Raw genomic sequence first — 25,349 nt, forward strand, 5'->3', positions numbered from 1 at the left:
CGATGCAATGCAAACGTCCAATCAGGCAAATCGCCAGTAGAATTTTGCCGTAACTGGTTTAGAGATAGGCTGGAACACATAAGAAAGCGCCGTCCATGCCCCTTGCTCCCGAAATTCTCCGCTCCGACATGCTTGGTGATGTGCCGCATGGCTTTCTGGGCCGCAGCGGCGGTGTTTCGGAAGGTATCTATGCGGGCCTGAATGTGGGCCTGGGGTCGGATGACGGACGCGATGCCATTATGGAGAACCGCCGGATTGCGCGTGACGCCGTTTTGCCCGGTGCCGAGCTGGTGATGATGCATCAGGTGCATTCACCCGATGCTGTCACGGTGACAGAAGCGATTCCGGTTGATGCCCGCCCGCATGCCGATGCGATGGTGACGAACCGTCCGGGCCTGTTGCTCGGCATACTGACCGCCGACTGCGTGCCCGTGCTGTTTCATGATACCAAGGCCGGGGTGGCAGGCGCGGCGCATGCCGGATGGAAAGGCGCGCTGGGCGGTGTCACCGACAGCACTCTTGATGCAATGGAGAAACTTGGCGCAAACCGTGCCAATATCGCCTGCGCCATTGGCCCCTGCATTGCCCAGAAAAGCTATGAAGTGGATGAAGGATTCATGCGGCGTTTCATCGAGGCAGATGTCATTAATGAGCGTTTCTTTGGCGCGGGCAAGCCGGGACATTATCAGTTCGATATCGAAGGCTATGTTGCCGCCCGCCTCGCCGCGGCAGGTGTAACCCGGGTCGACCTGCTCGGACAGGATACCTATTCACAGCCGGACAGGTTTTACAGCTACCGCCGGTCCTGTCATAAGAACGAGCCTGGTTATGGGCGGCAGGTGTCACTGATCGGGATCAGGGGATAGAAACATGCAAAATCCAATCGGGCTGATTGTCGGCATTGCCGGTTTCGTCCTGACATTCCTGATTCCAGCACCCGAAGCCATGCCGGTGGCCGCATGGCACACAGCGGGCCTGGTGTTCTGGATGGCGACATGGTGGATGACGCAGGCGGTACCGCTCACGGTCACGGCGCTCTTGCCCTTCATCATCCTGCCGCTCACCGGCGTGCTGACGGCGAAGGAAACCGCCTCGGCCTATTATTCACCGATCCTGTTCCTGATCCTGGGCGGCGCGTTTATTGCGCTGGCGATAGAACGTGTGGGGCTGCACCGGCGACTCGCGCTCGCGATCATATCGCGCAGCGGGGACGGGGTTTGGCGCCTATTGCTCGCGTTTATGATCGCCACTGCTATCCTCAGCATGATAATTTCCAATACATCCACCACGCTCATCATGGTGCCGATTGCGCTTGCCGTGTTGGCGGCGGGCGGTGTCAAGGATGGCGATACAGGCGGCATCGCTGGCGCGCTGATCATGGGTATCGCCTTTGCCGCTTCGATTGGCGGTATCGGCACATTGGTTGGTTCCCCCACCAACGCAATTGCGGCGGGGCTTATCAATGAGACGCTCGGCACCGATATCGATTTCCTGACATGGGCGATGTACGGCATTCCCGCCGTGCTGCTCGGCATTCCCATATGCGCGCTGATACTGGGCCGCATCCAGAATCTCTCCGCTGACACGTTCGATGTCGCGGTGGCACGGCAAGCCATTTCGGGGCAAAGCGCATGGTCCACGGCGGAAAAGCGCCTCGTACCGCTGGTGGCGCTCGTTGTGCTGGCATGGATGACGCTGCCGCTGTTGAAAAGCATAACCGTGCCCGGCGCGCTGACTGATGGCAGCATAGCCATTATCGGCGGCATATTGCTGTTCCTCATTCCCGATGGCACGGGCCGGCCGCTGCTCGAATGGAAAGAGGCGGACCGCGCGCCATGGGGCGTCATCATGATGTTCGGCGGCGGCCTTGCGCTGGCGGCTGGCATTGGTGCATCAGGCCTCGACACATGGCTGGGCAGTGCCCTCGAACCGCTGTCCGCCGTGCCGCTCATTGTCATAGCCATCGCGCTGGTGGCGCTGGTCATCCTCGTCACCGAATTTGCGTCCAATGTCGCCACAGCCAGCGGGATTATCCCCGTGGTCGCCGCACTGATCCTTGCACTCGGTGTCGATCCGATACTGCTCGCCATGCCCGCAGCGATGGCAGCCAGCTGGGGTTTTATGCTGCCATCAGGTACCGGACCAAACGCGATCGCCTGGGCCAGTGGCCATATCGCGTTGCCGAAAATGCTGAAGTCGGGGCTGTTGCTTGATATTGCGGGCGTACCGATCATGATCGGCGCGGTATGGGCAGTGGCTTCTGTTTTTTGATTTCTCCCCCTTCCCATAATCACCATTTCATTTTATCAATCCTGCACAGGTTTCAGGTGATATGATTCTGCGGAGGTTAGAATCTCGGACCCTGATGCTGCCTTGTCTGGCTCCTGCCTTCCTGGGAGCGATTCACACGCCGCAGCAAAACAGCCATGCGGCATATAGTTTAGGAGGGTAATCATGACCGACACCGTTAAGCCTGTGGGCGAACCCACACCGCGCCGCAACCCGAAACCCGAAGTGGAAAAACTGGGCGGCCGCAAGCTCAAACCCGCCACCTTGATGATGGGGCACGGCTTTGACCCGACATTGTCCGAAGGTTCATTGAAACCACCTATTTTCCTTACCTCCACATTCGCTTTTGAAAGCGCGGCGGCGGGCAAGCGCCATTTTGAAGGCCTGACCGGCAAGCGCCCCGGCGGCGCGGAAGGCCTGGTCTATTCACGCTTTAACGGTCCGAACCAGGAAATCCTCGAAGACCGCCTCAGCGTCTGGGAAGACGCCGAAGATGCGCTTGTTTTCTCCAGCGGCATGTCGGCCATTGCAACGCTGTTTCTCGCCTATGCCAGCCAGAATGACGTGATCGTGCATTCCGGCCCGCTTTATGCGGCGACCGAATCCATGGTGTCGAAAATCCTGTCACGCTTTGGCATTACCTATATCGATTTCCCCGCAGGCGCGAGCCGTGCAGAGCTGGACAATATTCTGGACCAGGCCAAGGCGAAAGCGGCTGAAACAGGCGGCAAGGTGGCGATGATCTATCTTGAAAGCCCCGCCAACCCGACCAATGCGCTGGTTGATATCGAAGCCGTGTCGGCGAGCCGTGACGCGCTGTATGGCGATGCGGATTACAAACCGCCCATCGCCATCGACAATACGTTCCTGGGTCCATTGTGGCAGACGCCGCTCAAACATGGCGCGGACATTACCGTCTATAGCCTGACCAAGTATGTCGGCGGGCACAGCGATCTTGTCGCGGGCGGCCTGATCGGTGCGAAAAAATTCATGGACCCGGTCCGTGCACTGCGCAACACCATTGGCACGATATGCGATCCAAACACCGCGTGGATGCTGCTGCGTTCACTGGAAACCGTTGAACTGCGCATGACGCGTGCGGGCGAAAACGCCGCGAAAGTATGCGCATTCCTGAAAGACCATCCCAAAGTCGATGGCCTTGGCTATCTCGGCTTTATCGATGATGCCTCACAGCAGGATATTTACGATCGCCACTGCACCGGTGCCGGTTCCACCTTCTCACTGTTCATCAAGGGCGGCGAAGCGGAAAGCTTTGCCTTTCTCGATGCCATGCGGATCGCCAAATTGGCCGTCAGCCTGGGCGGCACGGAAACACTCGCCAGCCATCCGGCGGCGATGACGCACCTGTCAGTATCCGAAGAACGCCGCGCGCAGCTTGGCATTACGGATAACCTGGTGCGCATTTCGATCGGTGTTGAGGATCCGGAAGATCTGATCGCTGATTTCGATAATGCACTGAAGGCGGTGTAATCTATTTCCCTCCCCCCATTGGGGGGAGGGCTATCACATCTTCCCGCTCAGCAGCATCCAGGCTGCTGCGGCGTTGAACAACGTATACACCCCGTACACGAACAGCGCGATCACCGACCCTGCGCCCGCAAAACCCATGGCAGCAAGCAGCACGGCGAATTCGAGCACATAGCCCGCCCAGCCGCCAAAGCCTCTGCCCATGGAGCGCCGCATCTGTTCGACCATCGGATGCCGGCTTTCCATGGTCGCCTTATGCATCGCGAAGTTCGCCACACCGCACAGGAAAATCAGGATGATGGATACGTTCATGAGCTATATTTAGGTATCCGCCGGATGCGCGTCCAGTTCACGGGCGAGAAAGGCCAGAATATGCGCAGGATCTTCACGGCCAGCCCTGATGCCGATCCAGGCAAACATGGCCCCGAACAGGGCCATGCCCGCGCTGATAAGCAAAAGCGTGATATCCAGCGTAAACCCGGCGGGAATGAAAATCATGGCCAGCATCGCAAACCAGAAAATCAGGAAACTTATCCCGCCAATTGGTATGCCTAGCGTACCGGTGATGCGCGTGCCGCCGTCATGTGGCTCCATCTTTGCTTTCAGCACCGGTGCAAAGCTGTTCTTCTTTCGCCGCCGCACATAACGCAGCTCCATGTCATATTGCGTGCCATTGCCAATCACGCGCGCCTTCTTCTTTGGCATTTCCCGCTTCATGATTTTCTTGAGCGTGCGCGCAATATCCTCCGGGCTGTGCGGAGAGACAAGGTCAATATCCCGGCGGCCAAACATTATGCTTCTTCCAACAAGCCTTCCCTGGCAATTTTCTCACGCCATACCAGCGGTGCCAGATGGTGAACACTGTCGCCCGCGCTGTCGACCGCGACGGTCACCGGCATGTCCTGCACCTCAAACTCGTATATCGCTTCCATGCCCAGGTCCTCAAAACCAACAATCTTGCTGCCCTTGATGGCCCGGCTGACGAGATAAGCGCTGCCCCCCACGGCCATAAGGTAGGCCGATTTATGCTTTTTGATTGCCTCAATCGCCATGGGGCCGCGTTCCGCCTTGCCGACCATGGCCAGCAGGCCTTCTTCCAGCATCATGTCGGTAAACTTGTCCATCCGCGTGGCGGTAGTAGGACCAGCAGGGCCGACCACTTCCTCACCCACCGGATCAACCGGACCGACATAATAGATGACGCGCCCGCGGAATTCGACAGGCAGCTGTTCGCCGCGCGCCAGCATATCCTTGATCCGTTTGTGCGCGGCATCCCGCCCGGTCAGCATCTTGCCATTGAGCAAGAGCCGGTCACCATGTTTCCAGCTCTGCACTTCTTCGCTCGTCAAAGCATCCAGCTGCACCCGTTTTGCCTCCGACGACGGGGTCCAATTCACATCAGGCCATTCGTCCAGCTTGGGCGCCTCCAGATAGGCAGGCCCGCTGCCGTCCAGCGTAAAGTGCGCGTGGCGGGTCGCGGCGCAGTTGGGAATCATCGCCACCGGTTTCGATGCAGCATGGGTCGGGAAGTCCATAATCTTCACATCCAATATGGTCGAAAGACCGCCCAATCCCTGTGCCCCAATGCCCAGCGCATTGACTTTGTCGAACAATTCGATGCGCAGCTCCTCAATATCATTGCGCGGGCCGCGTTCTTTCAACTGCGCCATGTCGATGCTGCCCATCAGGCTTTCCTTGGCCAGCAGCACTGCTTTTTCGGCCGTGCCGCCAATGCCGATGCCCAGCATGCCAGGCGGACACCAGCCCGCACCCATTTGCGGGATCATGTCGAGCACCCAGTCCACGATATTGTCGGACGGGTTCATCATCTTGAACTTCGACTTATTCTCCGATCCACCACCCTTGGCCGCGACATCAATACTGACGCTGCTCCCCGGCACCATTTCGACATGCATGACAGACGGCGTATTGTCTTTCGTGTTGCGCCGCGTGAAAGCCGGGTCGGCCAGGATCGACGCGCGCAGCTTGTTTTCCGGATGCAGGTACGCGCGGCGCACGCCTTCATCGACAACCTGTTGCAGCGATTTGTTCGATTCGAGCCGGCAATCCTGTCCCCATTTCACGAACACAGTCACAATGCCCGTATCCTGGCAGATCGGCCGGTGTCCTTCGGCGCACATTTTGGAATTAGTCAGGATCTGTGCAATCGCATCCTTGGCCGCGGGCGATTTCTCTGCCCTGTACGCCTCGCCCAGCGCACGGATATAATCCATCGGATGGTAATAGCTGATAAATTGCAGCGCATCGGCCACGCTTTCAATCAGGTCGGCTTCTTTGATGATGGTCGTCATATCGGCTCCGCCACATTGGAAATTGATCTATGCCTTTTGGCGAAAATGGCCGGAGCAAGCAAGGTTTGTATCCAGTGCGGCGTCCTTGCTGTTAAACCTGCAAAAACAATCTAAGCGAGGGCCATTGATCGGTCACTGCCTGCCGCCCGGCTTCGATCGCAGCCCGGATTCTGGACGGTTTGAAATCCAGTGCATCGGAAAAGGCAACCTCGGGTGCAGGTTCAATAATCTGCACGGGTGCGAAGTTATAACGGGCAAGCTGTGTATCAAGCGGCGCCAGAACCTGTGCAATCTGTTCCCCGCTCAGGCCCGTATCCATAAGCTTGCGCAATTGCATGCCCCGCGCGGCGAGCAGATCATTGATCAGCATCGCATTGCCCACATCGCTGCGGGCAATTTCACCGGTCAGTATCTCTACCGAGCGCAGGCCGATCTCGACCAGGTCATCATAGGTCTTGCCCGGCACAATGGGCGCTTCACGCGGCGAGGCCAATATCACCAGCAGCGCGCGTGGTTTTAATTTCATCGCGCTGCTGAGCGGGGCAATATCACGCACCCCGCCATCGACCCACTTGGCCCCATCGCTCGTTTTAAGCGGCTGGAAGAAAGGCGGCTGCGCGCTCGACGCATAGACCCAATCGCCAATATTCGGGTTCTTCTCATCAATATCAACATAGTCACCGGTGGTGAGGTTGACGACTCCGACGCGCAGCTTGCGCCGTGATCTGCGCAGTTTTTCCGGGTCGGCGAAATCCTTGATCTTTTTCTTGATCGCCTTGGCATTATAAAGCGAGTCGGACCCGAACAACGCACTCGCCGCTCCCAAGGGACGCTTGCGGTAAATGTCACTGTTGCGCTTTATCGACAACCATTGATCGAGCAATGCCGGCATGTCATTCATCGCCCCGCCCAGCGCCTGTATCGCGCCGGTCGACACGCCTGCGAATATATCAAAACGGACACCGCGATTCGTTATGAGCTCATCCAGTACGCCGACCTGGAACGCGCCGCGCGCACCCCCGCCGGACAGGACAGCGGCCAATCCTCCTGCCATAAGGCACCTCCTTTGCGCATGATGCACGGTTATTTGCCTACGCTAATCACTTAGCATGAATTGATATTTTTTGCTGAATAATCTATTCGCGCCGGGCACAGACAATGCTGGCATGCCTCCACATGACTGTCCTATGATTGCACGCGTCAATATGCCCGCTTTTTTTGCGGCGGTGCAATTTTTACACAGCCAATCATAAAATATAAAAATTTTGATCCCTGCCCTTGCATTTCGGCAAGGCCAGCTTTGTCCGTGCGTCGCTGCGCTGCACCATTTTACTGCTGCGATAAAGTGAATCATATATGCGGTGAATGGAGTCGTTAAATTGTCATTTACCCTCTTGCGTCTGAAAATGATTCAGGCACTATAGGTAGTGTTGGGTCGTTGGGGGCACATCTACTACTAGTAGCTGAGGCGAAAGTCGCGATTGAATTGGCATGTCGTGGCAGGCGCTTTTTGCGCCGAAAAATAGCGGCGCTCCCATGCTGTTTTAAGCCGGCCTTTTGGGGACAAGTTGGGGATAAGTTTTTCGCCAGCGCAGATATAAAAATGCTATTCGACAGGTCTGGCCTGCCGAATCGAACACATAAAGAACATTTGGGGATATTCGAGGGCATCATGGATTTTAGAGATACGGGCAAGACAGCGGGCATGGATAGCGATACACTGGACACGGCTGGGGACACGGCGGGCGATGACGCGCCGGCAAAAGAAAATGTGTCAAAAACAGCTGCGCAGAAATCCGCGGCAGCAGAGTCCGAAGGCAAACAAGCCGAAAGCAAACAGGATGACATTGGCGTGAGCAACGAAGATAGACTGATCGAAAAAGGCGGAAACGAAGCGGCGGCGGAAACGGCGCCCGCGAAAAGCAAGAAGGATGACAGCCACAAGGTCAATCCGCGCCGGTTCACCATCGTCACTGACGAGAGCCGGGACGCGAACCTGACCGAATTCGGCAAGGAAACGCTGATTGACCGCTACCTGCTGCCGGGCGAGAAATTCCAGGACCTGTTCGCGCGCGTGGCCGATGCCTATGCCGACGATCAGGATCATGCCCAGCGGCTATACGACTATATCTCGAAACTGTGGTTCATGCCCGCTACCCCCGTGCTGTCAAACGGCGGTACCGGACGCGGCCTGCCCATTTCATGCTATCTGAACTCGGTCGATGACTCATTGGGCGGGATCGTCAACACCTGGAACGAGAACGTCTGGCTCGCTTCGCGCGGCGGCGGCATCGGCACCTATTGGGGCAGCGTGCGCGGTATTGGCGAACCTGTTGGCCTGAACGGCAAGACATCGGGCATTATTCCGTTCGTGCGTGTGATGGACAGCCTGACGCTCGCCATTTCGCAAGGGTCACTGCGGCGCGGCAGCGCTGCTTGCTATCTCGACGTCAACCATCCCGAAATCGAGGAATTCCTCGAAATCCGCAAGCCGTCGGGCGATTTCAACCGCAAGGCGCTCAACCTGCATCACGGTGTATTGATCACCGACGAGTTTATGGAAGCCGTGCGCGACGGCGCCGAATTTGATCTGAAATCACCCAAGGATGGTAGTGTGCGCGGCACGGTTGATGCTCGTTCGTTGTTCCAGAAGCTGGTGGAAACCCGCCTTGCCACGGGCGAGCCCTATATCGTGTTCGCTGACACAGTGAACAAAATGATGCCGAAACATCACCGCGATGTCGGCCTGAAAGTTTCCACATCCAACCTTTGTAGTGAAATCACTTTGCCCACGGGTCGCGACCAGCATGGTGAAGATCGCACTGCGGTCTGCTGTCTCTCCTCCCTCAACCTCGACAAATGGGATGAGTGGAGCGGGGACGGCCTGTTTATCGAAGACGTGATGCGCATGCTCGACAATGTGCTTCAGGACTATATCGACCGCGCACCCGAAGAAATGGCGCGCGCCAAATATAGTGCGATGCGCGAACGCAGCGTCGGCCTGGGCGTGATGGGTTATCACAGCTTCCTGCAGGCACGCGGGCTTGGCTTTGAAAGCGCGATGGCCAAATCGTGGAACATGAAAATCTTCAAGCATATTTCGGGCAAGGCATCCGAAGCCTCAATGATGCTGGCAAAAGAACGCGGCCCCTGCCCCGATGCGGCGGACCAGGGCGCGATGGAACGTTTCAGTTGCAAGATGGCGATCGCACCGACTGCGTCCATCTCTATCATCTGCGGCGGAGCCAGCGCGTGTATCGAACCGATCCCGGCCAATATCTACACGCACAAAACCCTGTCGGGCAGCTTTATCGTGAAGAACCCGCACCTGGAAAAAGTGTTGCAGAAAAAGTCGAAAGATTCGACCAACGTGTGGAACTCGATCCTCGAAAAAGGCGGCAGCGTCCAGCATCTCGACTTCCTTACCCAAGAAGAAAAGGACACGTTCAAGACCAGCTTTGAGATTGACCAGCGCTGGCTGCTTGAACTCGCCGCAGACCGCACGCCCTTTATCGATCAGGCACAGTCGCTCAACCTCTTCATCCCTGCTGATGTCGACAAATGGGACCTGTTGATGCTACATTACAAGGCGTGGGAACTGGGCATCAAGTCGCTCTATTACCTGCGCTCCAAATCGATCCAGCGCGCCGGTTTTGCGGGCAGCACCGATGCCCCGGCGGAAGTCACGGCAGGCGGTGTGGAAACGGACAATACGCTCGACCCCAAAAAGGTCGAGCTGATGACCGCGCAAGGCACCGATTATGACGAGTGCCTGGCGTGCCAGTGATATGGCCAGTGACGCCGCCCGTAACACCAGGAACGTGAGGTAAGCGCAGCCCATGGCTATAACCCCGTCAACACTGGTCTGGATCGTGATCGCATTTGCCGCGATCTGTCTGTGGCAGATGCTGGCCGGGCTTTCCAAGATGCGCCGTGCCAGGGCCGAACCCGGTCATCCGCACGCGCCGTTATGGGCGAAAATGGGCAAGATACAGGCGATTGCCGGCGGCGCGATGCTGGCGGGCAATATCCTGTTCAACCTGCCCATGCTGCGGGCTTTGCTAAGCGCCAATTAGGGCAGAGCAGCTAAAACAAGAATTGAAACCGAAGGAAACAGAAGAAGATGTCATTACTCGAAGCCCGCACCCAGTATAAACCGTTTGAATATCCATGGGCCTATGACTTCTGGAAACGCCAGCAGCAGATCCACTGGATGCCCGAAGAAGTACCGCTGGGCGAGGATTGCCGCGACTGGGCGCAAAAGCTTTCCGATCACGAACGCAACCTGCTGACGCAAATCTTCCGCTTCTTTACGCAAGCCGATGTCGAGGTGCAGAACTGCTATCACGACAAGTACGGCCGCGTGTTCAAACCGACCGAAATCAAGATGATGCTGACCGCCTTTTCCAACATGGAAACAGTGCATATCGCCGCTTACTCGCACCTGCTCGACACAATCGGCATGCCCGAAAGCGAATATGGCATGTTCCTGGAATATGAGGAAATGTCGGCGAAGCACGATTACCTGAATGAATTCGGCGTCGATAATGATGAGGATATTGCCAAGACGCTGGCGATGTTCGGCGGGTTCACAGAGGGCCTGCAGCTATTCGCATCGTTCGCGATGCTGATGAACTTCCCGCGCTTTAACAAGATGAAGGGCATGGGGCAGATTGTGAGCTGGTCGGTGCGCGATGAGAGCCTGCACTGCGAAGGCATCACCAAACTCTTCCACGCATTCTGCGCAGAGCGCGACTGCCTGACCAAATCGGTCAAGGAAGACATTATCGACTGCTGCCAAAAGACAGTGCGCCTTGAGGATGCGTTTATTGACCTTGCGTTTGAAGACGGCCCCGTGCCCGGCATGACCGCGAAGGAAATCAAGAAATATATCCGCTATATCGCCGACTGGCGCCTGGGGCAGCTTGGCTTCCAGCCGATCTATATGATCGAGGACCACCCGCTGCCATGGCTCGCGCCGCTGCTCAACGGTGTCGAGCACGCCAACTTCTTCGAAACCCGCGCCACCGAATATTCCAAGGCCGCCACCACCGGCAACTGGAACGACGTGTGGGACAGCTTCGACAAACGCAAAGGCAAGCCCGCGAATGAAGATGTGGCCGCGGATGAGGGCCCGGATATGTTTGAGGATGCGGGAGTCGCGGCGGAGTAGGGGATTAACTGATATATCAACTCTGCACGACAAAATATAGAGTAGCTAAATGTGGGACAACATAGACGACCCAATTAATAGTTTGCCAGATGATCCTCTGGAACGCGTACTTGCATTTAGAAATGGTCTGATGGCGCGAGCTACTGGAGGTGTCATGGACAGTCAAGTCTACCGACTTCTCCGTAAAGAGCTGATGGACAATCCAGAAACAGCGGGCAAAATACCAATATTTGTTAAAACGTGTATGGATGCAGATGATTTTTGGGAATTCATAAAATATGAGTTTGAGACTTATGCAGAGAGACGAAAATATTTACGAGGTGAATTTCAACCACTTTGTGAGTTCTTAGAACAAAAGCCAAGCCCTTCAGTAGAACACATATCTAAATCATTGGAAAACCTTAATGCAGAAAGTGTAAATGCAGCTTGGAGTAAAGCACTTCAACGAAGCATTGATGATCCTGAAGGAGCAATTACAGCTGCAAGAACTTTATTAGAAGCGGTTTGTATGCATATTTTAGATGGAGACATGGAACCCAACGCCCATTATGACCTGCCTAAACTATACAGCCTTGTTTCAAAAAAATTAAGCATTGCTCCTTCACAACATACAGAAAATGTATTCAAACAAATTTTGGGGGGCTGTTCCGGCGTAGTTGAAGGACTTGGAGCACTTAGAAATCGTGTAGGAGATGCACATGGTCAAGGCCGAAGGCCGGTAAAAGTGCAAACTCGCCATGCCACTCTCGCCGTAAACTTGTCTGGAGCAATGGCTTCATTTCTTGTAGATACATCATCTAAGAATAAGTAAGAATTACGGTGAAATTACGAAATTACGAAATTACGGTGACAGTTTACTTAACCCCTAAACTATCCACCCCCTAACACCAGTTCCGTTTATAGCCCTGCCATCTTTCGGCCAGGCCTTCCGCGACCAGCGTGTTGCCCAGGCTCTCGCCTTCCCGCGTCACCACGCGGAGCTGGCGGCCGTAGCGGTCGGTGGCGCGGTCTATGCTCTCCAGATCAAACGCGCCTGTGTTGAGCAGTTCGCGCAGCCTGTATGTGGCGCGCCGGCCCAGCGCCGCCTCGGCATCGCAGGCCGGATCGCTGACCTCTGGCGTGTTGATGTCCGCAATGCGGATCTTGCGGCCCCGGTGCCAGATCGTATCGCCATCGACCACGCAATTGATACGCGGGCCATAACCGCAGACCGAAAAATCCGTCCGATATGGATCAGTCGTCGCCGCGCGCACCGGCAGCGGCCCGTCATAAAACCAAATCGCGGCAAACACCGCAGCACACAGCGCCGCAAAAGCGCCCCAGCCCATGCCCCGCTCCCGCCGCATCTCAGGCGGGAGGAAACGCAGCTTTGCTGCCTTGCGCCGGGGATAGGGATGACGCGGAAACGGGATGATACTATGCTTGCCCATGCGCGCATTTTACCACGCGGCAGGTTATCAGGCGGTTAAACCGGCTTCACAATGGACTGTGTTTTCCCACTGTTGCGCAATTACAGTGAAACAGAATTACGAATGACGGCGGCAGTATACTCAATGCTTGAATTCCCACTCCGTCATATCGAAAGGTTGCGTGGCCGGTACGCGCCGCTTGCCGTTATCACAAGCGGCAGTGACGCGTACCGGATACGGTTTTCAAATTACATCAATCCCACAGGCTGCCGGACAGTTCGCCCGGAGCGCGGAAGTCCTTTGCGGTCCCGGCGTAAACGAGCGCGGGTGCGCCGCCATCACCGGCCTGCATTTTCGCACCGGTCAGCCGGTCATAAAGCTTCTCCGCATAATCGATATATTCGATCTGTTGCTGCGGCGTAAACTGCATCTCCTGCAACTGCCGTTCATAGGCAAGCAGGAACGTGTTGAGCGATACCTTGGTGACATCGACACTCGACTTGTAGGCCGCCACGGCGAGGGCATGTTCGATTTGCGAGGTTATGCCGCTCGCTTCAATATACCGGCTCCAGATCTTGACATCATAGCGTGCAATCGCAAGCCCCTGTACTACAATGTAATAGCTCGACATTTCCTGCTGTATGCCCTTGCCCGCACCAATGATCGCTTCAAGCCCGGTGGTCAGCAGGCTGGCAATGCCGTCAATGATTTCATCGGAGCCACCCGCCACGAATTTCTTGATAGCGCCGCCAACCTCGGTCGCGATCTTGCCAGCATCGGCGCTGACATAGGCGCGGTATTCGGTGTGTTTGGCAAGGATTTCGCTCACCGGAATCGACCGGTTTTCAGCCGTTCCCGCTGTACGGATATCCTCTTCAATAGCGTTGGTGAATTCGGTGACTTTCTGCTCGCACAGTTCAGAAAGCAAGCTCAGCAATAACGTAAGTTCTTTTTTTCTGTCTGGTGCGGGGTCGAGTGCATTAATTGCATTTTTCAAAATCGCCATTTTATTACTCCATTGGGCGACAAGGAATCAGTTATTAATATTTATTATATGAAACAAGTCGCAATTGTTCAGGTAAAAGCCGACTATTACATAATTGCATTGCAATTACATTTATACCGACTCGGATATTGCGACTTGATTTATTGTTTACGCTTATTTACATAAGCAATCAAATTAAATCATTTAAATTTATGCACTGGTTTAATAATGGTGTAGATAGAGGGTATAATGCAATCCCAGCAGTTAATGACTATATTACGCACTACTGTCGCAAGTGATTTTGATTCTGCAAATTCGATAATTCGCTACTTTCTGGGACAGAATATGCGTGGCGGCTGGGAGGTGTGGTTGCAAACAATCTTTGCCCGCGCGGTTTTCGATGCACCGGTCGGCGCACCGGTTAATTTCAACCGCGAAGTCCACTTTCCAAACGGCCAGATATGCGACCTCTGGTTCCAGAGCGGGACAGAAATCTGGATTGAGCTTAAAGCGCAACGCAGCATGGATTATGTCGGTGCAGTGGCCGATTTTGTGAGCGATATAGACAAGCTTCTGGCATTGAACAGGGATTTCAAGGCAGCCAATGTCCTTGTCGCCGGATCAGTGCTGCGCCTTGGTATACATGGGGTTAACCCACAGCATGATGATCGTGAGTTGTTGAACAATATCCGCACCAGGGGACCAAACGGCACCCTGCATTACTGGCAATATGTGCAAAATGCCTGGCAGGATGTGACGGACACCATATTGAATGTGCCGTTAAATACCCTGATATGCGCAAGCTTTACACCAAATTAGTGCGATTGCCGCACAATGCGGCGCTGGACCGGAACGGCATTCCGCCTGACGCGCAGTTACAGCTCATGTTCATGGCACGGCTGAAACTGGCGCTGGCGAGTGAAACAACTCACGGTGTGGTGGGTTTATTTGCGCCGTTTTTTCTTTTTCATCACTTTTTTCTCGACATATTCGGTGAAGTCCTTCGAGTAAGCATCGCGCAGCTCAAGCTTGGCCGCATCCACCATGTCTTCTGATTTGGGCGGAAACTCCTCAAGCGGGTTTTTCACCTGCCCCTTGCCCACGAACCCCTGTTTGTCACCCTTAAACTCGCGGTAAAGAAAGCCAGTAAACAAGTTGCTGCCATACATCATCGCCTTGTGGTAGAATATATGCGTAGTGACCAGTTCGGCATAGCAGTCCGCGTCTGAATCAGTCAGCCGCTTCTTGTCCTTGACGCGCTTATTAATCGCCTTCAGCTGTGCCTTGATTTCAGGATCTTCCTTTGCCTCATCAGCAGAGGGGAAAGGGTCCTGGACAATCACATTATAGCCTTCCAGATTCAGTGTTTCGGTAATGCCGACCTTGTTCAGCTCGGCCATCTGGATGTCAGGGCCCAGATAATCGGCCATCAGGTCCTTAACCGTGGCCACTTTGCCCTTGTGTGCCTCCATGTCCGCCAGCGCACCTATGGGGCCGAAGCCGGAGAGCAGACCCGAATTAAAGCCGAGATAATTGTAACTGGGCCATACATGCAGCTCACATTGTGCAGCCTCCTCTCCAACCGTATCCGCCGCTTGTGCCACATCCTGCGCTGCAGACGGCACTTCCTGCGCAGCGGCTGGCGTGCTCATCATGGCTATCGCGGCCATGGCCACGGGCAATTTGTGAATAATCTTATGCATATCCCTATTCTCCCCTTCATGCATTCAACAGGTAATTCAGCATATGGGCGTGCGGCTTTCAAGTCTTTGGAAAGAAAGCGTCAAATACATGTCTCTGCATATAGTCATATAAGGAACGCTCCATGGGTGAAGTCAAGCCAGCCCCACCGCAGGACAACCAAAATCATCATCCGGTGATGGGCTTCCGTCAATACCGCGATGGATACGCGACTTGAACCGATGCAGACATAATTATCAATTGCCCACCTTAGCTCGTCAAGCGCTAGTCGACACTCGCATCCTGCCGGTCGAAACATCGTGGATATGCACGATTCCATATGCCACCATAAAGCCATTGATGAGGGGAAATACAATGATGAGATATATGATGGCGGCTCTGATGGGCCTGATGCTATTGTCCGGCGCGGCCACTGCGCAGGCACAGGCGGCGGCGCAAGCAGCACCTGATCCCATAGCGGTCGAACAGTTGCGCCATGCGATTGGAACATGGGAGGTGGAAACCGATTTTATCGACACCGATGGGAAAATATTGGGAAGCGCGAAGGGAACTTATGTCTTCAAATGGGTGCTGCCCGACCGCATCGTGTCCGGCACCAGTACTATTCCGGCTTGGCGGCAAACATCGGCCATCCTGTTTTTCGTTCGGCCCAAAACAAGTGAAGTCGAAATGGCATCGGTCGGCAGCGACGGCGTATTGTGGCAGATGATCGGACCCGATAGCAGCGAGACACGCACCACACCCAATGTGGCCATGGATGATGGCTCCACCATGATGCTGCGCTTTACACGGCACAGCGTTACGCCGGACAGTTTCGGTTCGACCATGGAAATGTCTGTCGATGGCGGTGAAAGCTGGCACATTGCCAACCAACAGCGCTTTGTTCGGAAAAAAGAAGAAGGCGCAGCGGAAAAATAATCTTCGGGAATCTGGGCTGAATCAATCCCAATATTTGCGTAACCATATCCGCTTACCTGTCCTTAACCAGCCATGGCGAGACTTTGTTCACTGAGACCGGCACCGAAAATCATATAATGGTCAAAATAAGGGAATAGCTCATCATGGATATCAACAGCGCTTTCATCACTTTCTCGTGCATCTCCATCGCATCCATCGGTCTGGCCCTGATTATCGGGACGGGTAGTGTAAACCGGGAGAAACTGGTCGCAGGGCTGAATATTTTCGGGTTTGAAGCCCCTGCCCAAAAACGCGAACGCGAAGCAAAACTGAAAGAAATGACACGCACTGCCGACCAGGCCATGGCGGCACGTGAGCGCGGTGAGCGCCCCACAGCCATGCATTATGGCTGATTAGGACTGAAACACCAGTTTAGCCGGGTCCATGAACCTGGCTATGGCAGGCGGAAATCTGGTCCCGCAGCATGCCAGTAATCCGGCGGGTGGCGCACCCCATCATGGCCGCCCGCCGGATTTCTTGAATTCGGTAGATACGCTTGCGCCATTCGTTCAACCGCCGCGCCTAAGACACTACCTGTCGAATCCCGTGACCCCGGCTACAGGATTTCATCTTTGGTAAATATTGTCTGTGTGAGGGCCGTTTTCCTTAAGGAAAGGAGAAGTTCCCCATGCAGAAACAGGTAAAACTATCTCTCATAGCAGCGACAATCATCGCTGCAGCAGCCATGCCAACCGCGCTCAGCGCACATCCCGGCCCGGAAAGACATGGCCGCCATCATGGCGATATCGTGGTGCGCAGCGGCGGCTATTTGCCAGCGGCACCCAATAATGACAGCAATAGCTACTGGCTTGATTACAAGACCGATATCAGCGAAGCGGAACGTGAACTGGCAAGCGACCTGCGCCGCGCCACCGACGCGGAAGACCGGCGCGATGCATATGAAGAATATCATAATGAAATTCGCGACGCGAAAAAGGATTATGCCAAGGAAATGCGAGAGCGCGGATACCGCATCACCAGTTTCCGCGAAGACCGCACACGGCGCTACTCACGCCGCAGATAAGTGTGATTTAATGAGGATGGAGCCAAATACCCGCCCTTATAACCCGCCAGTTTTCTGGTTGGTGTCTTTATGCGCACGCCCATTTTCAACATAATGGGCCACCCCGGCCCGCATTTCGGCAATGGCGGGTTCGGGAAGGTCGCGCAGATATTTGGCAGGGCGGCCTGTCCATAGCTGGCCACATTCGATACGCTTGTTCGGCGTCAGCATTGCCCCCGCAGCGAGCATGCCATCGCCCTCTATCACGCAGCCATCCATAACAATCGTGCCCAGACCGACAAAGGCGCGGTCCTCCAATATACAGCCATGCACCATCGCCATATGACCGATCAGTACATCTTCACCAATGATGGTGGGAAAGCCCTCTTCCCGGCCCGGCTTGGGGCTGTCACAGTGAATGACGGTCCCGTCCTGCACATTGGTGCGTGCACCGATCACAATGCGGTTCACGTCAGCGCGGATGACGCAATTATACCAGATGCTGGCATCGGGTCCGATTTCGACATCACCGATAATCCGGCATCCAGGAGCGATAAAAGCGCTGTCATGGATTTGGGGTGCCTTGCCGTGCAGCGGCAATATGGTCATATCATTTTGCATCACCGGTCTCCTCCAGGAATTTCAGCAGTGGCAATACGGAACCATAATCATCGGTCCATCCGGCAAAGCCCTCTCGCTGTTTGACAGGCTGCCACATGGCTCCGTTTCCGTCTACACCATCAGTGCTGGCAACAGTACCGGTCAATTCTTTCAGGCGGTCTTCATCCCTGGCAAAGGCAATCCAGGACGAGGAAGACTCCCCTGTCGTATTGCTTTCTACATCAATATCGTTGAACCGTTCCGCAAGTGTCCAGCCGCGCCTCTGCGCTTCGGCTGCAAGTACGGGGCGCAGGTTTACGTAGCGGTTGGAGATATGGATCACCAATAGCCCGTCCTCAGCCATTGCCGCCTCATACACACCAAAAGCTTCATGTGTCAGCAGATGCATTGGAATAGCATCGGATGAGAAGGCGTCGATAACGAGCAGGTCAAAACTGGCCGGCTCCCGCTCAGCCAGTGTCAGCCGGGCGTCACCAATATGTATTGGCGCATCGGGTGTGCATTTGGAAAGATAAGTGAATTTCGTGGGGTCCTTGGCAATATCCACCATCGCCGGATCGATTTCAAAGAAATGCCATGCCTGACCCGCTGTGCGATAACACCCAAGCGTACCTGTGCCGAGGCCGACTATGCCTATTTTCGCCGTGTCGCCAAAAAGCCGCGGTACAGCGGCCAATGCAAGACCCACGCCCGATTGTGGGCCATAATATGTGGTCGGTGATTTTTCACGCGCTGCGTCGGTGAACTGCATCCCGTGCAGCGTGGTGCCATGCGACAGGCGGCGTATGTTTTCTTCGGGATAATCCGCAACCGTATAAACACCGAAATAGCTGCGCGTACGCGTATCATCGAGTGACCGGTTTATATTCATCCACCCGCCATAGCCCAGCATGACAGCAGCAACGCATAAGGCAAATGCAACCGGTCTGCCCATGCATAGCAGCCCGAGGCAGAATATAGCCGTCAACGCGAAATAGCCGGGTGCATCGTGGGGAGTCCCCCAGGTCTTGAAAATAAGAAAGGATATGAGCAGTGCGATAGCAGCGAGTATATAATATGCCCTGCTACGCGCGCCGGAACCCATTTCCGTAAAAGCGGAAGGATTAAGCAAAGCCTTTTGCGGCACGAGCAACGCCGAAAGCACAACGAGTATAGGGTGCTCATATATCCAGTCGAAGATAAGCGGCGCCACCAGTGCGCAGAATATGCCGCCCAATACTCCGCCCACAGACATCATCAGGTAAAACAGTGTAAGGTGATCGGGCGACGGCCGCATCCGGTACATTTGTGTGTGTAGCGCAATGGCGACAACAAACATCAGTACCAGGCTGATCGCAGCAGCAATCATCGAACTACCGCCACTGACCATGAAAGCGCCTCCGCCACCTGCCAATATGATGAACGGTGCAGCCGATGTCACGATATCTGCCAACATGCGCTTTGTTGCAAAAGCCACAGTAAAGCTCAGCAGGTACAGGCCAAGCGGGATAACCCAAAGCAGCGGCATGGCGATAAGGTCAGTGGTCAGGTGCGTCGTCGTGGATAGCATCAGGCCCGATGGCACAAAGGCAAGAATGATCCAGTACAGGCACTGCCGCAGCGCAGGGCGCGGACTGGATGCCGCCGCAACATCATGTGCAGTTCCTTTTTCACTTGCATACCCGTGACGCATGGTGACCAGTGCACAGGCCGCCACCAGGAGCATCAAACAAACGTAAAGTGCGCTCCACAGCATCTGCTGCATGGCAATTGGCATATAGGGTTCCACCAACAGCGGATAAGCGAGCAATCCTGTAAAGCTGCCGAAATTTGACGCCGCATAAAGCGCGTAAGGTTCCTCGTCACTTTCAACAAACGCATACCATCTCTGCATCAGGGGCGCCTGCGCGGAAATAGCGAAAAACAGCGGCCCGATAGACGCCATCAACAGCCATAAAATCCAAAGGAACACGGCTTCGCCCTGTGGCGGCTGTATCATCATCAGGCCAACGGGAAGCCAGAATGCAGCAAACAGCAGCAATACGACATGCACGCTGCTTTGTGTTTTGGGACGCAGTGCCGAAATACGGTGGGCATAAGCGTAGCCGCCAAGCAACAGTGCCTGATAGACCAGCATCGCACTGTTCCACACATTGGGCGCACCGCCCAGACGGGGCAACGCCATGCGTGCAATCATGGGCTGGACCAGAAACAGCAGGAAAGAACCTGTCAGGATCGTCGCCACAAAAAGCGGCTTGGCATAGCGCGCCATATCACGCGGCGCATAAACAGGATGAGCGAGTTTTTCAGTCATTCAGTAACCGTGCGGCATAGGCCGCATGGTAAGTGAGCACACCGCTGCACCCCGCACGCTTGAAGGCCATCAGCGTTTCAAGAATAAGCGCATCACGGTCTCCCGCACCTGCCGCGGCTGCAGCTTCGATCATCGCATATTCGCCGGACACCTGATAGGCGAAGAGCGGTATATTGAAACCATCCGCCGCACTGCGCACGATATCCAGATAAGGCAGGCCCGGTTTGACCATCACACTGTCCGCACCCTCGGCAATATCCATTGCGATTTCGCGCATCGCTTCATCCGCATTGGCAGGATCCATCTGATAACTTTTCTTGTCGCCCTTGAGCAGCCCGCCAGACCCCACCGCGTCACGGAAAGGACCATAAAAGGCGCTCGCATATTTGGCGGAATAGGCCATAATCTGCGTATTGTGATGTCCGCCACCTTCCAGCGCATTGCGGATCCGGCCAATACGCCCATCCATCATGTCACTCGGTGCAATAATATCCGCTCCGGCCTCAGTCTGGTTCAGCGCCTGCGCGGTCAGCACTTCGCTGGTGGCATCGTTCAGCACATAGCCTTTTTCATCAATAAGGCCGTCCTGACCATGGCTGGTATAAGGGTCGAGCGCCACATCGGTCAGCACGCCAATTTCATCACCCAGCGCATCCTTGACCGCCCGGATCGCAGTGCACATCAGATTATCAGGATTCAACGCTTCAGCACCGTCGTCGCTGCGCTTGTCCGGCGGTGTGTTCGGAAAAAGCGCCACACATGGGATACCCAGCGTCACCGCTTCGCGGGCACGATCGACAATATTGTCAACGGACCAGCGCGACACGCCCGGCAGGCTGGCCACCGGTTCTTCAACGCCGTTGCCGGATGTAATGAATAATGGCCAGATCAGGTCATGCGGCGACAGCCGGGTCTCACGTACCAGGTTGCGGCTCCACGAAGTGGAGCGCGTGCGGCGCAGGCGGGTGGATGGGAATGAGGGCATATCAGGCATTGGACTTTCCTAGCGCTGCGGGACACTCCCGCCAAGAGCGTTTCAGGAGCTGCTGGCCTCGATGCGTTCAATCTCGCGGACCGGTTCTTTCACCTCTTCCGCCTTGGTAATAGAACGCAGCGCAGCGCCCGGCTCAACACGTTTCAGCCGCGCCAGCTTGGCCTTGAAATTACGCAAATCGCTACCCGAAAGCTGCGCGCGCGTAGTAAAACGCACCGATTGCGGGTTGATTGTGCGACCGCCGCGATAAAGCTCATAGTGCAGGTGCGGTCCGGTCGACAGGCCAGTAGAACCGACATAACCGATAATCTGACCCCGGCGCACGCGGCGCCCTGATGATACAGCAATGCGGCTCATATGCGCATATCCGCTCGCGAGACCGCCACCATGGCGGATTTTCACGTATTTGCCGAAACCGCCTTTGCGCCCGGCATATTGAACCACACCATCGGTAGCGGCATAAATCGGCTCGCCATGCCGCGCCTTGAAATCAAGGCCGCTGTGCATCCGGCGGTATTTCAGGATTGGATGGCGGCGCATGCCATAGCGTGAGCTGACCCGTCCGCGCACCGGCCGCGCCAGTTCGCCGCGGCTTTCGCCAACACCGGAAGCTTCAAACCACTGTGTCTTGCCGCCGCTTTTCCACCGCAGCAGCTGTGCCTTGGATTTACCGCCGCGGTCTAACCCGGCATACATCAGGTCGCCTACTTCAATCTCGCCCGTTTCCGCGCGTTTATACCCCAGCACAATATCGAATTCATCAGTCGAACGCACATCGCGGCTGACCGACATTTTGGTACCAAGGGCACGCAGATAGGCCTGTATCGCCTTTGCGGGCGCACCCGCAGCACGCGCCGAACGGTAAAGGCTGGAACCCACTTTGCCGCGAATGCGCAGCGGCGTCTCATCGACAATGATAGGCTTTTGCTTCAGTGCAAGCCCCTCACCCTGACGAGCAATTTCGACATTCAGGTCAAATTTCGCACGGAAAGCAATATTCTCTACCGGGCGCGGTTCATCACGCGATGTGCGGCGGCCCAGTGTGATATCCAGCTGCGTTCCGGGTTTCAGGTCGGACAGCGACATCACCCCTGCCAGCATATTTTCAATATTGGATGCTTCATCACCGCCAACGCCTGCGCGCTGCAACACACGGGCGAAACTGTCCCCGCGCCCGAATGTCGCCGCCAAGTCGATACTGGGCCGCTCCGGGCTTTCTTTCAGGGCAATCACAGCGTCTGTGGCGCGCATCTTGCGGCCCGTATCGCCGCCATAAGCCAGCGGTGCGATGGCCAGCGCGCGAAATTCATCAAGCTGCGCCGCGCTCATCCGCGTTGCAGGTTCAGCGCGAATGGGTTCAAAACCGGGCCAGAAGAACAGACTTACCGCAGCCAGCGACACCATGGTGGCAAGTCCGCGAAACCAGTCACCGCTGCCAATATTCTGACCCAGATCAGGCGTCCAGTCGATATTGGCAAGTTTGCCGCGCCAGCCGGTGGGCTGTGCTTCCTTGGAAATATTCGCTTGCGCCGCAGCGCGTATGGCTCGTGCATTTTGTTGGTACAAAACGGACCCCTCATCGCCTATTCCGGCGCTGCGTGTCCATGTAAAATATCATGAGCGCGCACGGAAATCGGTCATTTCTGTTATTGCTGCGGATTCTTGTGCACGAATATGGTTAATGTCAAACTAACATTGCGAAAAAAAACCGATTGCTGCGGTAATCCGTGGCATATGTTCGGCAGATTCCAGTCCGGCATGGAACTATTTGTAAATTTGCCTCACAAACCGCTTGAACCACGCCCATTATACGGGAATGTATGGCCGCAATGTCCTCCGGCTTTCATCCCCATATCACTGCAGTGCTAGGCCCCACCAACACGGGCAAAACGCATTTGGCCATTGAGCGCATGTGCGGCCATTCCAGCGGCGCGATCGGTTTCCCGCTCCGCTTGCTGGCACGCGAAGTCTATGACCGGGTTCGCGCCATAAAAGGCGATCATCAGGTCGCACTCGTGACGGGTGAAGAGCGGATTGTACCACCGGGCGCGCGCTGGTTTCTCGCCACTATGGAATCGTTGCCGATGGAGCGTGACCTTGCCTTTATGGGGATTGACGAAGCGCAGCTGGGGGCGGACCCGGAACGCGGCCATGTCTTTACCGACCGGATGCTGCATGCGCGCGGCCGTGAAGAAACAATGGTCATGGGGTCGGAAACCCTGCGCCCTATGGTGGATGCGCTGGAGCCGGATGCCGAAATTATTACCCGTCCGCGTTTTTCCACGCTCAGCTATGCCGGGGTAAAGAAACTGTCCCGCCTGCCGCCGCGCTCCGCCATCGTCGCTTTTTCAGTCGAGGAAGTTTACGCCGTGGCGGAAATGCTGCGTCGCTTCCGCGGCGGTGCGGCCGTGGTGATGGGCGCGCTCAGTCCGCATACCCGCAATAAACAGGTCGAAATGTTTCAAAATGGCGAGGTTGATTATCTCGTCGCCACCGATGCCATCGGTATGGGGCTCAATATGGACGTCGACCATATCGCCTTTGCAAGTCTGCGTAAATTTGACGGCAGGAAACAGCGGCGGCTGCACCCACATGAAATTGCGCAGATTGCCGGGCGTGCCGGGCGGCATCAGCGCGACGGCACTTTTGGCACGCTTGCAGGTGAAAGGGCAGATAATGAATTATTACCCGAGGAAGTGGAAGCGGTGGAAGAGCATCGCTTTGCGCCATTGTCACAGCTTTACTGGCGCGAATCGGGTCCACGTATGACAAGTCTGGAAACACTGCTTGCGGACCTTGAGAGAAAACCGCAGCGCGGTGAATTGCGTGCGGCACCCGAAACGGTCGATCTTGCCGTACTTCGTACATTGGCAGCCAATGAAGCAGTCGCAGGCACCGTGAAAGGCAAGGCGATGGTGTCCCGGTTCTGGGCAGCATGTTCACTGCCTGACTTTCGCAAGCTGGGCGCAGAGCATCATGCCCGCTTCGTGGCCCAGCTCTGGCAGGATTTATCGCGCGGACATGGTCATTTACCACATTCGTTCATGGCACGTAAAATTACCGAACTCGATAATGTGCAGGGCGATGTCGATGTGCTGGCGGGACGTATTGCGGCAATCCGCACATGGGCGTATATAGCACAGCGACCCGACTGGCTTGCCAATCCTGCGGAAATGGCTGACCGGGCACGCAGCGTGGAACAGAAACTGTCAGATGCCCTGCATAATGGCCTGGCGCAACGATTTGTCGACCGCCGCACCACGGTTCTGATGCGGCAATTAGGGAAGGATGCAAGCTTGTTACCTGTCACTCTGGATGAAAATAACGTGATCAAGGTGGATGATGAAGCCATCGGAACGCTCAGTGGTTTCGAATTTGTCATTGATGCGGACGCAAAACTCGCCGACCGCAAAATGCTGCTTGCCGCTGCAGAAAAATATCTGGGTAACATCCTAGCAGAACGGGCCAAAGAGCTATGCGGCGATGAAGCCGCGCAATTCTCGCTGCAAGCCGATGAGACAGGCCGCGTAGTGGTGGTATGGCGCGAAAATGTGATTGCGGCGGCAGAAAAAGCTACCTCACTGCTCATGCCGCGTCTTGTGGCGGACCGCTCACTTGCGCTTTTGGACGATACCTCGCGTGAGTCGGTGGTGGCGCACGTTTCTACGGTGACCGAGGCACATATTGCCAAGGCGCTAGAGCCGCTCATGAAGCTGGAAAACCTTACTAAAGATGAAAACTGCCCAGCACAGGCACGCGCTTTATATGTGCAGCTGATAGAAGGCGGCGGCACGGTGCAACGGGCACAGATCGCATCGCTGTTACAGGGTATGGATGCAGAGGCGCGGCAAAAGCTGCGTCAACCCGGCATTGTGGTGGGCAGTTTTTCGCTATTTATGCCGCATATGATCAAACCATTGCCGCAAGAAGTGTTTGCGATGCTTTCCGCACTTTATAACGGCCGTGCAGTGCCCGATGCCTCTGCCATTGCCAGCTTTGCACCTATAGTTGCCGCACCCGAAACTGGCGGCCCACCGCCTGCTTATCTGGCCTATGGTTCACAATGGCTGCGTGTCGATATGAGCGAAAAACTGATCCGTGCGGCGCATCAGGAACGTAGTGAC

Annotated in this window: 23 protein-coding genes; 12 read left to right on the plus strand and 11 right to left on the minus strand. The window is 55.6% G+C overall.

The features are described from left to right. Positions 1–95: 95 nt before the first annotated feature. From pgeF to G6Q15_RS10790, 3 genes are all read left to right on the plus strand, one after another. Positions 96–866 (plus strand): peptidoglycan editing factor PgeF, encoded by a 771-nt coding sequence (pgeF, locus tag G6Q15_RS10780; RefSeq protein ID WP_164118638.1) that lies wholly within the window; start codon positions 96–98, stop codon positions 864–866. A 4-nt stretch (positions 867–870) separates the two neighbouring features. Further along, entirely contained in the window at positions 871–2,271 is a 1,401-nt protein-coding gene (locus tag G6Q15_RS10785) for a DASS family sodium-coupled anion symporter (RefSeq protein ID WP_164118640.1), read from the plus strand. A 183-nt stretch (positions 2,272–2,454) separates the two neighbouring features. Continuing rightward, a complete protein-coding gene (locus tag G6Q15_RS10790) occupies positions 2,455–3,780 on the plus strand; it encodes a cystathionine gamma-synthase family protein (protein WP_164118642.1) in 1,326 nt (441 codons plus the stop codon). 33 nt (positions 3,781–3,813) lie between these two features. Here G6Q15_RS10790 and G6Q15_RS10795 read toward each other — a convergent pair whose 3' ends face one another. From G6Q15_RS10795 to G6Q15_RS10810, 4 genes are all read right to left on the minus strand, one after another. Next, positions 3,814–4,089: a hypothetical protein gene (locus tag G6Q15_RS10795; RefSeq protein ID WP_164118644.1), complete on the minus strand. Its 276-nt coding sequence runs from the start codon at positions 4,087–4,089 to the stop codon at positions 3,814–3,816. A gap of 9 nt (positions 4,090–4,098) precedes the next feature. Then, on the minus strand, positions 4,099–4,569 hold the full coding sequence (locus G6Q15_RS10800) for a hypothetical protein (RefSeq protein ID WP_164118646.1): 471 nt from the start codon (positions 4,567–4,569) through the stop codon (positions 4,099–4,101). Then, positions 4,569–6,089, minus strand: a complete 1,521-nt coding sequence (locus G6Q15_RS10805; RefSeq protein ID WP_164118648.1) for a fumarate hydratase — start codon at positions 6,087–6,089, stop codon at positions 4,569–4,571. Before G6Q15_RS10805 ends, G6Q15_RS10800 begins: the two co-directional genes overlap by 1 nt. Before the next feature lie 91 nt (positions 6,090–6,180). Next, positions 6,181–7,143 (minus strand): patatin-like phospholipase family protein, encoded by a 963-nt coding sequence (locus tag G6Q15_RS10810; RefSeq protein ID WP_164118650.1) that lies wholly within the window; start codon positions 7,141–7,143, stop codon positions 6,181–6,183. 618 nt (positions 7,144–7,761) lie between these two features. Here G6Q15_RS10810 and G6Q15_RS10815 point away from each other — a divergent pair. The 4 genes from G6Q15_RS10815 to G6Q15_RS10830 are packed head-to-tail and all read left to right on the plus strand — an operon-like array spanning position 7,762 to position 12,073. Then, positions 7,762–9,876 (plus strand): ribonucleoside-diphosphate reductase subunit alpha, encoded by a 2,115-nt coding sequence (locus G6Q15_RS10815; protein WP_240330855.1) that lies wholly within the window; start codon positions 7,762–7,764, stop codon positions 9,874–9,876. A 52-nt stretch (positions 9,877–9,928) separates the two neighbouring features. Next, a complete protein-coding gene (locus G6Q15_RS10820; protein WP_164118652.1) occupies positions 9,929–10,165 on the plus strand; it encodes a hypothetical protein in 237 nt (78 codons plus the stop codon). 47 nt (positions 10,166–10,212) lie between these two features. After that, entirely contained in the window at positions 10,213–11,262 is a 1,050-nt protein-coding gene (locus G6Q15_RS10825) for a ribonucleotide-diphosphate reductase subunit beta (protein WP_164118654.1), read from the plus strand. A gap of 49 nt (positions 11,263–11,311) precedes the next feature. Continuing rightward, positions 11,312–12,073: an abortive infection family protein gene (locus tag G6Q15_RS10830; protein WP_164118656.1), complete on the plus strand. Its 762-nt coding sequence runs from the start codon at positions 11,312–11,314 to the stop codon at positions 12,071–12,073. Positions 12,074–12,143: 70 nt separating this feature from the next. Here the strand turns inward: G6Q15_RS10830 and G6Q15_RS10835 are convergent, their stop codons facing one another. Next, the gene (locus tag G6Q15_RS10835; protein ID WP_164118658.1) at positions 12,144–12,692 is read right to left on the minus strand and encodes a thermonuclease family protein; all 549 of its coding nucleotides are present in this window, start codon (positions 12,690–12,692) and stop codon (positions 12,144–12,146) included. Positions 12,693–12,924: 232 nt separating this feature from the next. Then, the gene (locus tag G6Q15_RS10840; RefSeq protein WP_164118660.1) at positions 12,925–13,677 is read right to left on the minus strand and encodes a hypothetical protein; all 753 of its coding nucleotides are present in this window, start codon (positions 13,675–13,677) and stop codon (positions 12,925–12,927) included. Between the two features lie 246 nt (positions 13,678–13,923). On the opposite strand from G6Q15_RS10840, the gene G6Q15_RS10845 reads away from it, so the two are divergent. After that, positions 13,924–14,475 (plus strand): hypothetical protein, encoded by a 552-nt coding sequence (locus G6Q15_RS10845; protein WP_164118662.1) that lies wholly within the window; start codon positions 13,924–13,926, stop codon positions 14,473–14,475. Between the two features lie 125 nt (positions 14,476–14,600). Here G6Q15_RS10845 and G6Q15_RS10850 read toward each other — a convergent pair whose 3' ends face one another. Then, complete coding sequence (locus tag G6Q15_RS10850) at positions 14,601–15,359, minus strand: hypothetical protein (protein WP_164118664.1); 759 nt, start codon at positions 15,357–15,359, stop codon at positions 14,601–14,603. Between the two features lie 352 nt (positions 15,360–15,711). Here G6Q15_RS10850 and G6Q15_RS10855 point away from each other — a divergent pair, with 352 nt between their 5' ends. The 3 genes from G6Q15_RS10855 to G6Q15_RS10865 all read left to right on the plus strand — a co-directional run bounded on the left by G6Q15_RS10855 (position 15,712) and on the right by G6Q15_RS10865 (position 17,338). Beyond that, positions 15,712–16,275, plus strand: coding sequence for a hypothetical protein (locus G6Q15_RS10855; RefSeq protein WP_164118666.1), 564 nt, complete (start codon positions 15,712–15,714; stop codon positions 16,273–16,275). 143 nt (positions 16,276–16,418) lie between these two features. Next, a complete protein-coding gene (locus G6Q15_RS10860) occupies positions 16,419–16,667 on the plus strand; it encodes a hypothetical protein (RefSeq protein WP_164118668.1) in 249 nt (82 codons plus the stop codon). Positions 16,668–16,942: 275 nt separating this feature from the next. After that, positions 16,943–17,338 carry a hypothetical protein gene (locus tag G6Q15_RS10865; protein ID WP_164118670.1) on the plus strand — a complete coding sequence of 132 codons (396 nt, stop codon included), beginning with the start codon at positions 16,943–16,945 and terminating at the stop codon, positions 17,336–17,338. A gap of 36 nt (positions 17,339–17,374) precedes the next feature. On the opposite strand, the gene G6Q15_RS10870 is transcribed toward G6Q15_RS10865, so the two are convergent. From G6Q15_RS10870 to G6Q15_RS10885, 4 genes are read right to left on the minus strand one after another with little or no spacing between them, the layout of a single operon-like run. Beyond that, the gene (locus G6Q15_RS10870) at positions 17,375–17,938 is read right to left on the minus strand and encodes a gamma carbonic anhydrase family protein (protein ID WP_164118672.1); all 564 of its coding nucleotides are present in this window, start codon (positions 17,936–17,938) and stop codon (positions 17,375–17,377) included. Continuing rightward, complete coding sequence (locus tag G6Q15_RS10875; RefSeq protein ID WP_240330856.1) at positions 17,928–20,231, minus strand: fused MFS/spermidine synthase; 2,304 nt, start codon at positions 20,229–20,231, stop codon at positions 17,928–17,930. Before G6Q15_RS10875 ends, G6Q15_RS10870 begins: the two co-directional genes overlap by 11 nt. Continuing rightward, positions 20,224–21,216: a porphobilinogen synthase gene (gene hemB / locus G6Q15_RS10880; RefSeq protein ID WP_164118693.1), complete on the minus strand. Its 993-nt coding sequence runs from the start codon at positions 21,214–21,216 to the stop codon at positions 20,224–20,226. The genes G6Q15_RS10875 and hemB overlap by 8 nt, the downstream gene beginning before the upstream one ends. Positions 21,217–21,267: 51 nt before the next feature. Further along, positions 21,268–22,791, minus strand: a complete 1,524-nt coding sequence (locus G6Q15_RS10885) for a M23 family metallopeptidase (protein WP_240330857.1) — start codon at positions 22,789–22,791, stop codon at positions 21,268–21,270. Between the two features lie 263 nt (positions 22,792–23,054). Between G6Q15_RS10885 and G6Q15_RS10890 the strand changes: the two genes are divergently transcribed. Further along, the coding region (locus G6Q15_RS10890) for a helicase-related protein (protein WP_164118674.1) at positions 23,055–25,349 on the plus strand (2,295 nt) is incomplete at its 3' end.

Origin of the sequence: Sphingorhabdus sp. Alg239-R122, assembly GCF_900537065.1 — a bacterium.
Taxonomy (GTDB): Bacteria; Pseudomonadota; Alphaproteobacteria; order Sphingomonadales; family Sphingomonadaceae; genus Alg239-R122.

What these genes read in the sequence shown, in the direction of transcription:
- G6Q15_RS10840 (WP_164118660.1), bottom strand. Translation starts at nt 13,677, where the DNA reads ATGGCGATTTTGAAAAATGCAATTAATGCACTCGACCCCGCACCAGAC.
- G6Q15_RS10785 (WP_164118640.1), top strand. Translation starts at nt 871, where the DNA reads ATGCAAAATCCAATCGGGCTGATTGTCGGCATTGCCGGTTTCGTCCTG.
- G6Q15_RS10835 (WP_164118658.1), bottom strand. Translation starts at nt 12,692, where the DNA reads ATGGGCAAGCATAGTATCATCCCGTTTCCGCGTCATCCCTATCCCCGG.
- G6Q15_RS10870 (WP_164118672.1), bottom strand. Translation starts at nt 17,938, where the DNA reads ATGCAAAATGATATGACCATATTGCCGCTGCACGGCAAGGCACCCCAA.
- G6Q15_RS10800 (WP_164118646.1), bottom strand. Translation starts at nt 4,569, where the DNA reads ATGTTTGGCCGCCGGGATATTGACCTTGTCTCTCCGCACAGCCCGGAG.
- G6Q15_RS10820 (WP_164118652.1), top strand. Translation starts at nt 9,929, where the DNA reads ATGGCTATAACCCCGTCAACACTGGTCTGGATCGTGATCGCATTTGCC.
- hemB (WP_164118693.1), bottom strand. Translation starts at nt 21,216, where the DNA reads ATGCCCTCATTCCCATCCACCCGCCTGCGCCGCACGCGCTCCACTTCG.
- G6Q15_RS10850 (WP_164118664.1), bottom strand. Translation starts at nt 15,359, where the DNA reads ATGCATAAGATTATTCACAAATTGCCCGTGGCCATGGCCGCGATAGCC.
- G6Q15_RS10875 (WP_240330856.1), bottom strand. Translation starts at nt 20,231, where the DNA reads ATGACTGAAAAACTCGCTCATCCTGTTTATGCGCCGCGTGATATGGCG.
- G6Q15_RS10865 (WP_164118670.1), top strand. Translation starts at nt 16,943, where the DNA reads ATGCAGAAACAGGTAAAACTATCTCTCATAGCAGCGACAATCATCGCT.
- G6Q15_RS10830 (WP_164118656.1), top strand. Translation starts at nt 11,312, where the DNA reads ATGTGGGACAACATAGACGACCCAATTAATAGTTTGCCAGATGATCCT.
- G6Q15_RS10860 (WP_164118668.1), top strand. Translation starts at nt 16,419, where the DNA reads ATGGATATCAACAGCGCTTTCATCACTTTCTCGTGCATCTCCATCGCA.
- G6Q15_RS10825 (WP_164118654.1), top strand. Translation starts at nt 10,213, where the DNA reads ATGTCATTACTCGAAGCCCGCACCCAGTATAAACCGTTTGAATATCCA.
- G6Q15_RS10845 (WP_164118662.1), top strand. Translation starts at nt 13,924, where the DNA reads ATGACTATATTACGCACTACTGTCGCAAGTGATTTTGATTCTGCAAAT.
- G6Q15_RS10795 (WP_164118644.1), bottom strand. Translation starts at nt 4,089, where the DNA reads ATGAACGTATCCATCATCCTGATTTTCCTGTGCGGTGTGGCGAACTTC.
- pgeF (WP_164118638.1), top strand. Translation starts at nt 96, where the DNA reads ATGCCCCTTGCTCCCGAAATTCTCCGCTCCGACATGCTTGGTGATGTG.
- G6Q15_RS10855 (WP_164118666.1), top strand. Translation starts at nt 15,712, where the DNA reads ATGATGAGATATATGATGGCGGCTCTGATGGGCCTGATGCTATTGTCC.
- G6Q15_RS10805 (WP_164118648.1), bottom strand. Translation starts at nt 6,089, where the DNA reads ATGACGACCATCATCAAAGAAGCCGACCTGATTGAAAGCGTGGCCGAT.
- G6Q15_RS10815 (WP_240330855.1), top strand. Translation starts at nt 7,762, where the DNA reads ATGGATTTTAGAGATACGGGCAAGACAGCGGGCATGGATAGCGATACA.
- G6Q15_RS10790 (WP_164118642.1), top strand. Translation starts at nt 2,455, where the DNA reads ATGACCGACACCGTTAAGCCTGTGGGCGAACCCACACCGCGCCGCAAC.
- G6Q15_RS10810 (WP_164118650.1), bottom strand. Translation starts at nt 7,143, where the DNA reads ATGGCAGGAGGATTGGCCGCTGTCCTGTCCGGCGGGGGTGCGCGCGGC.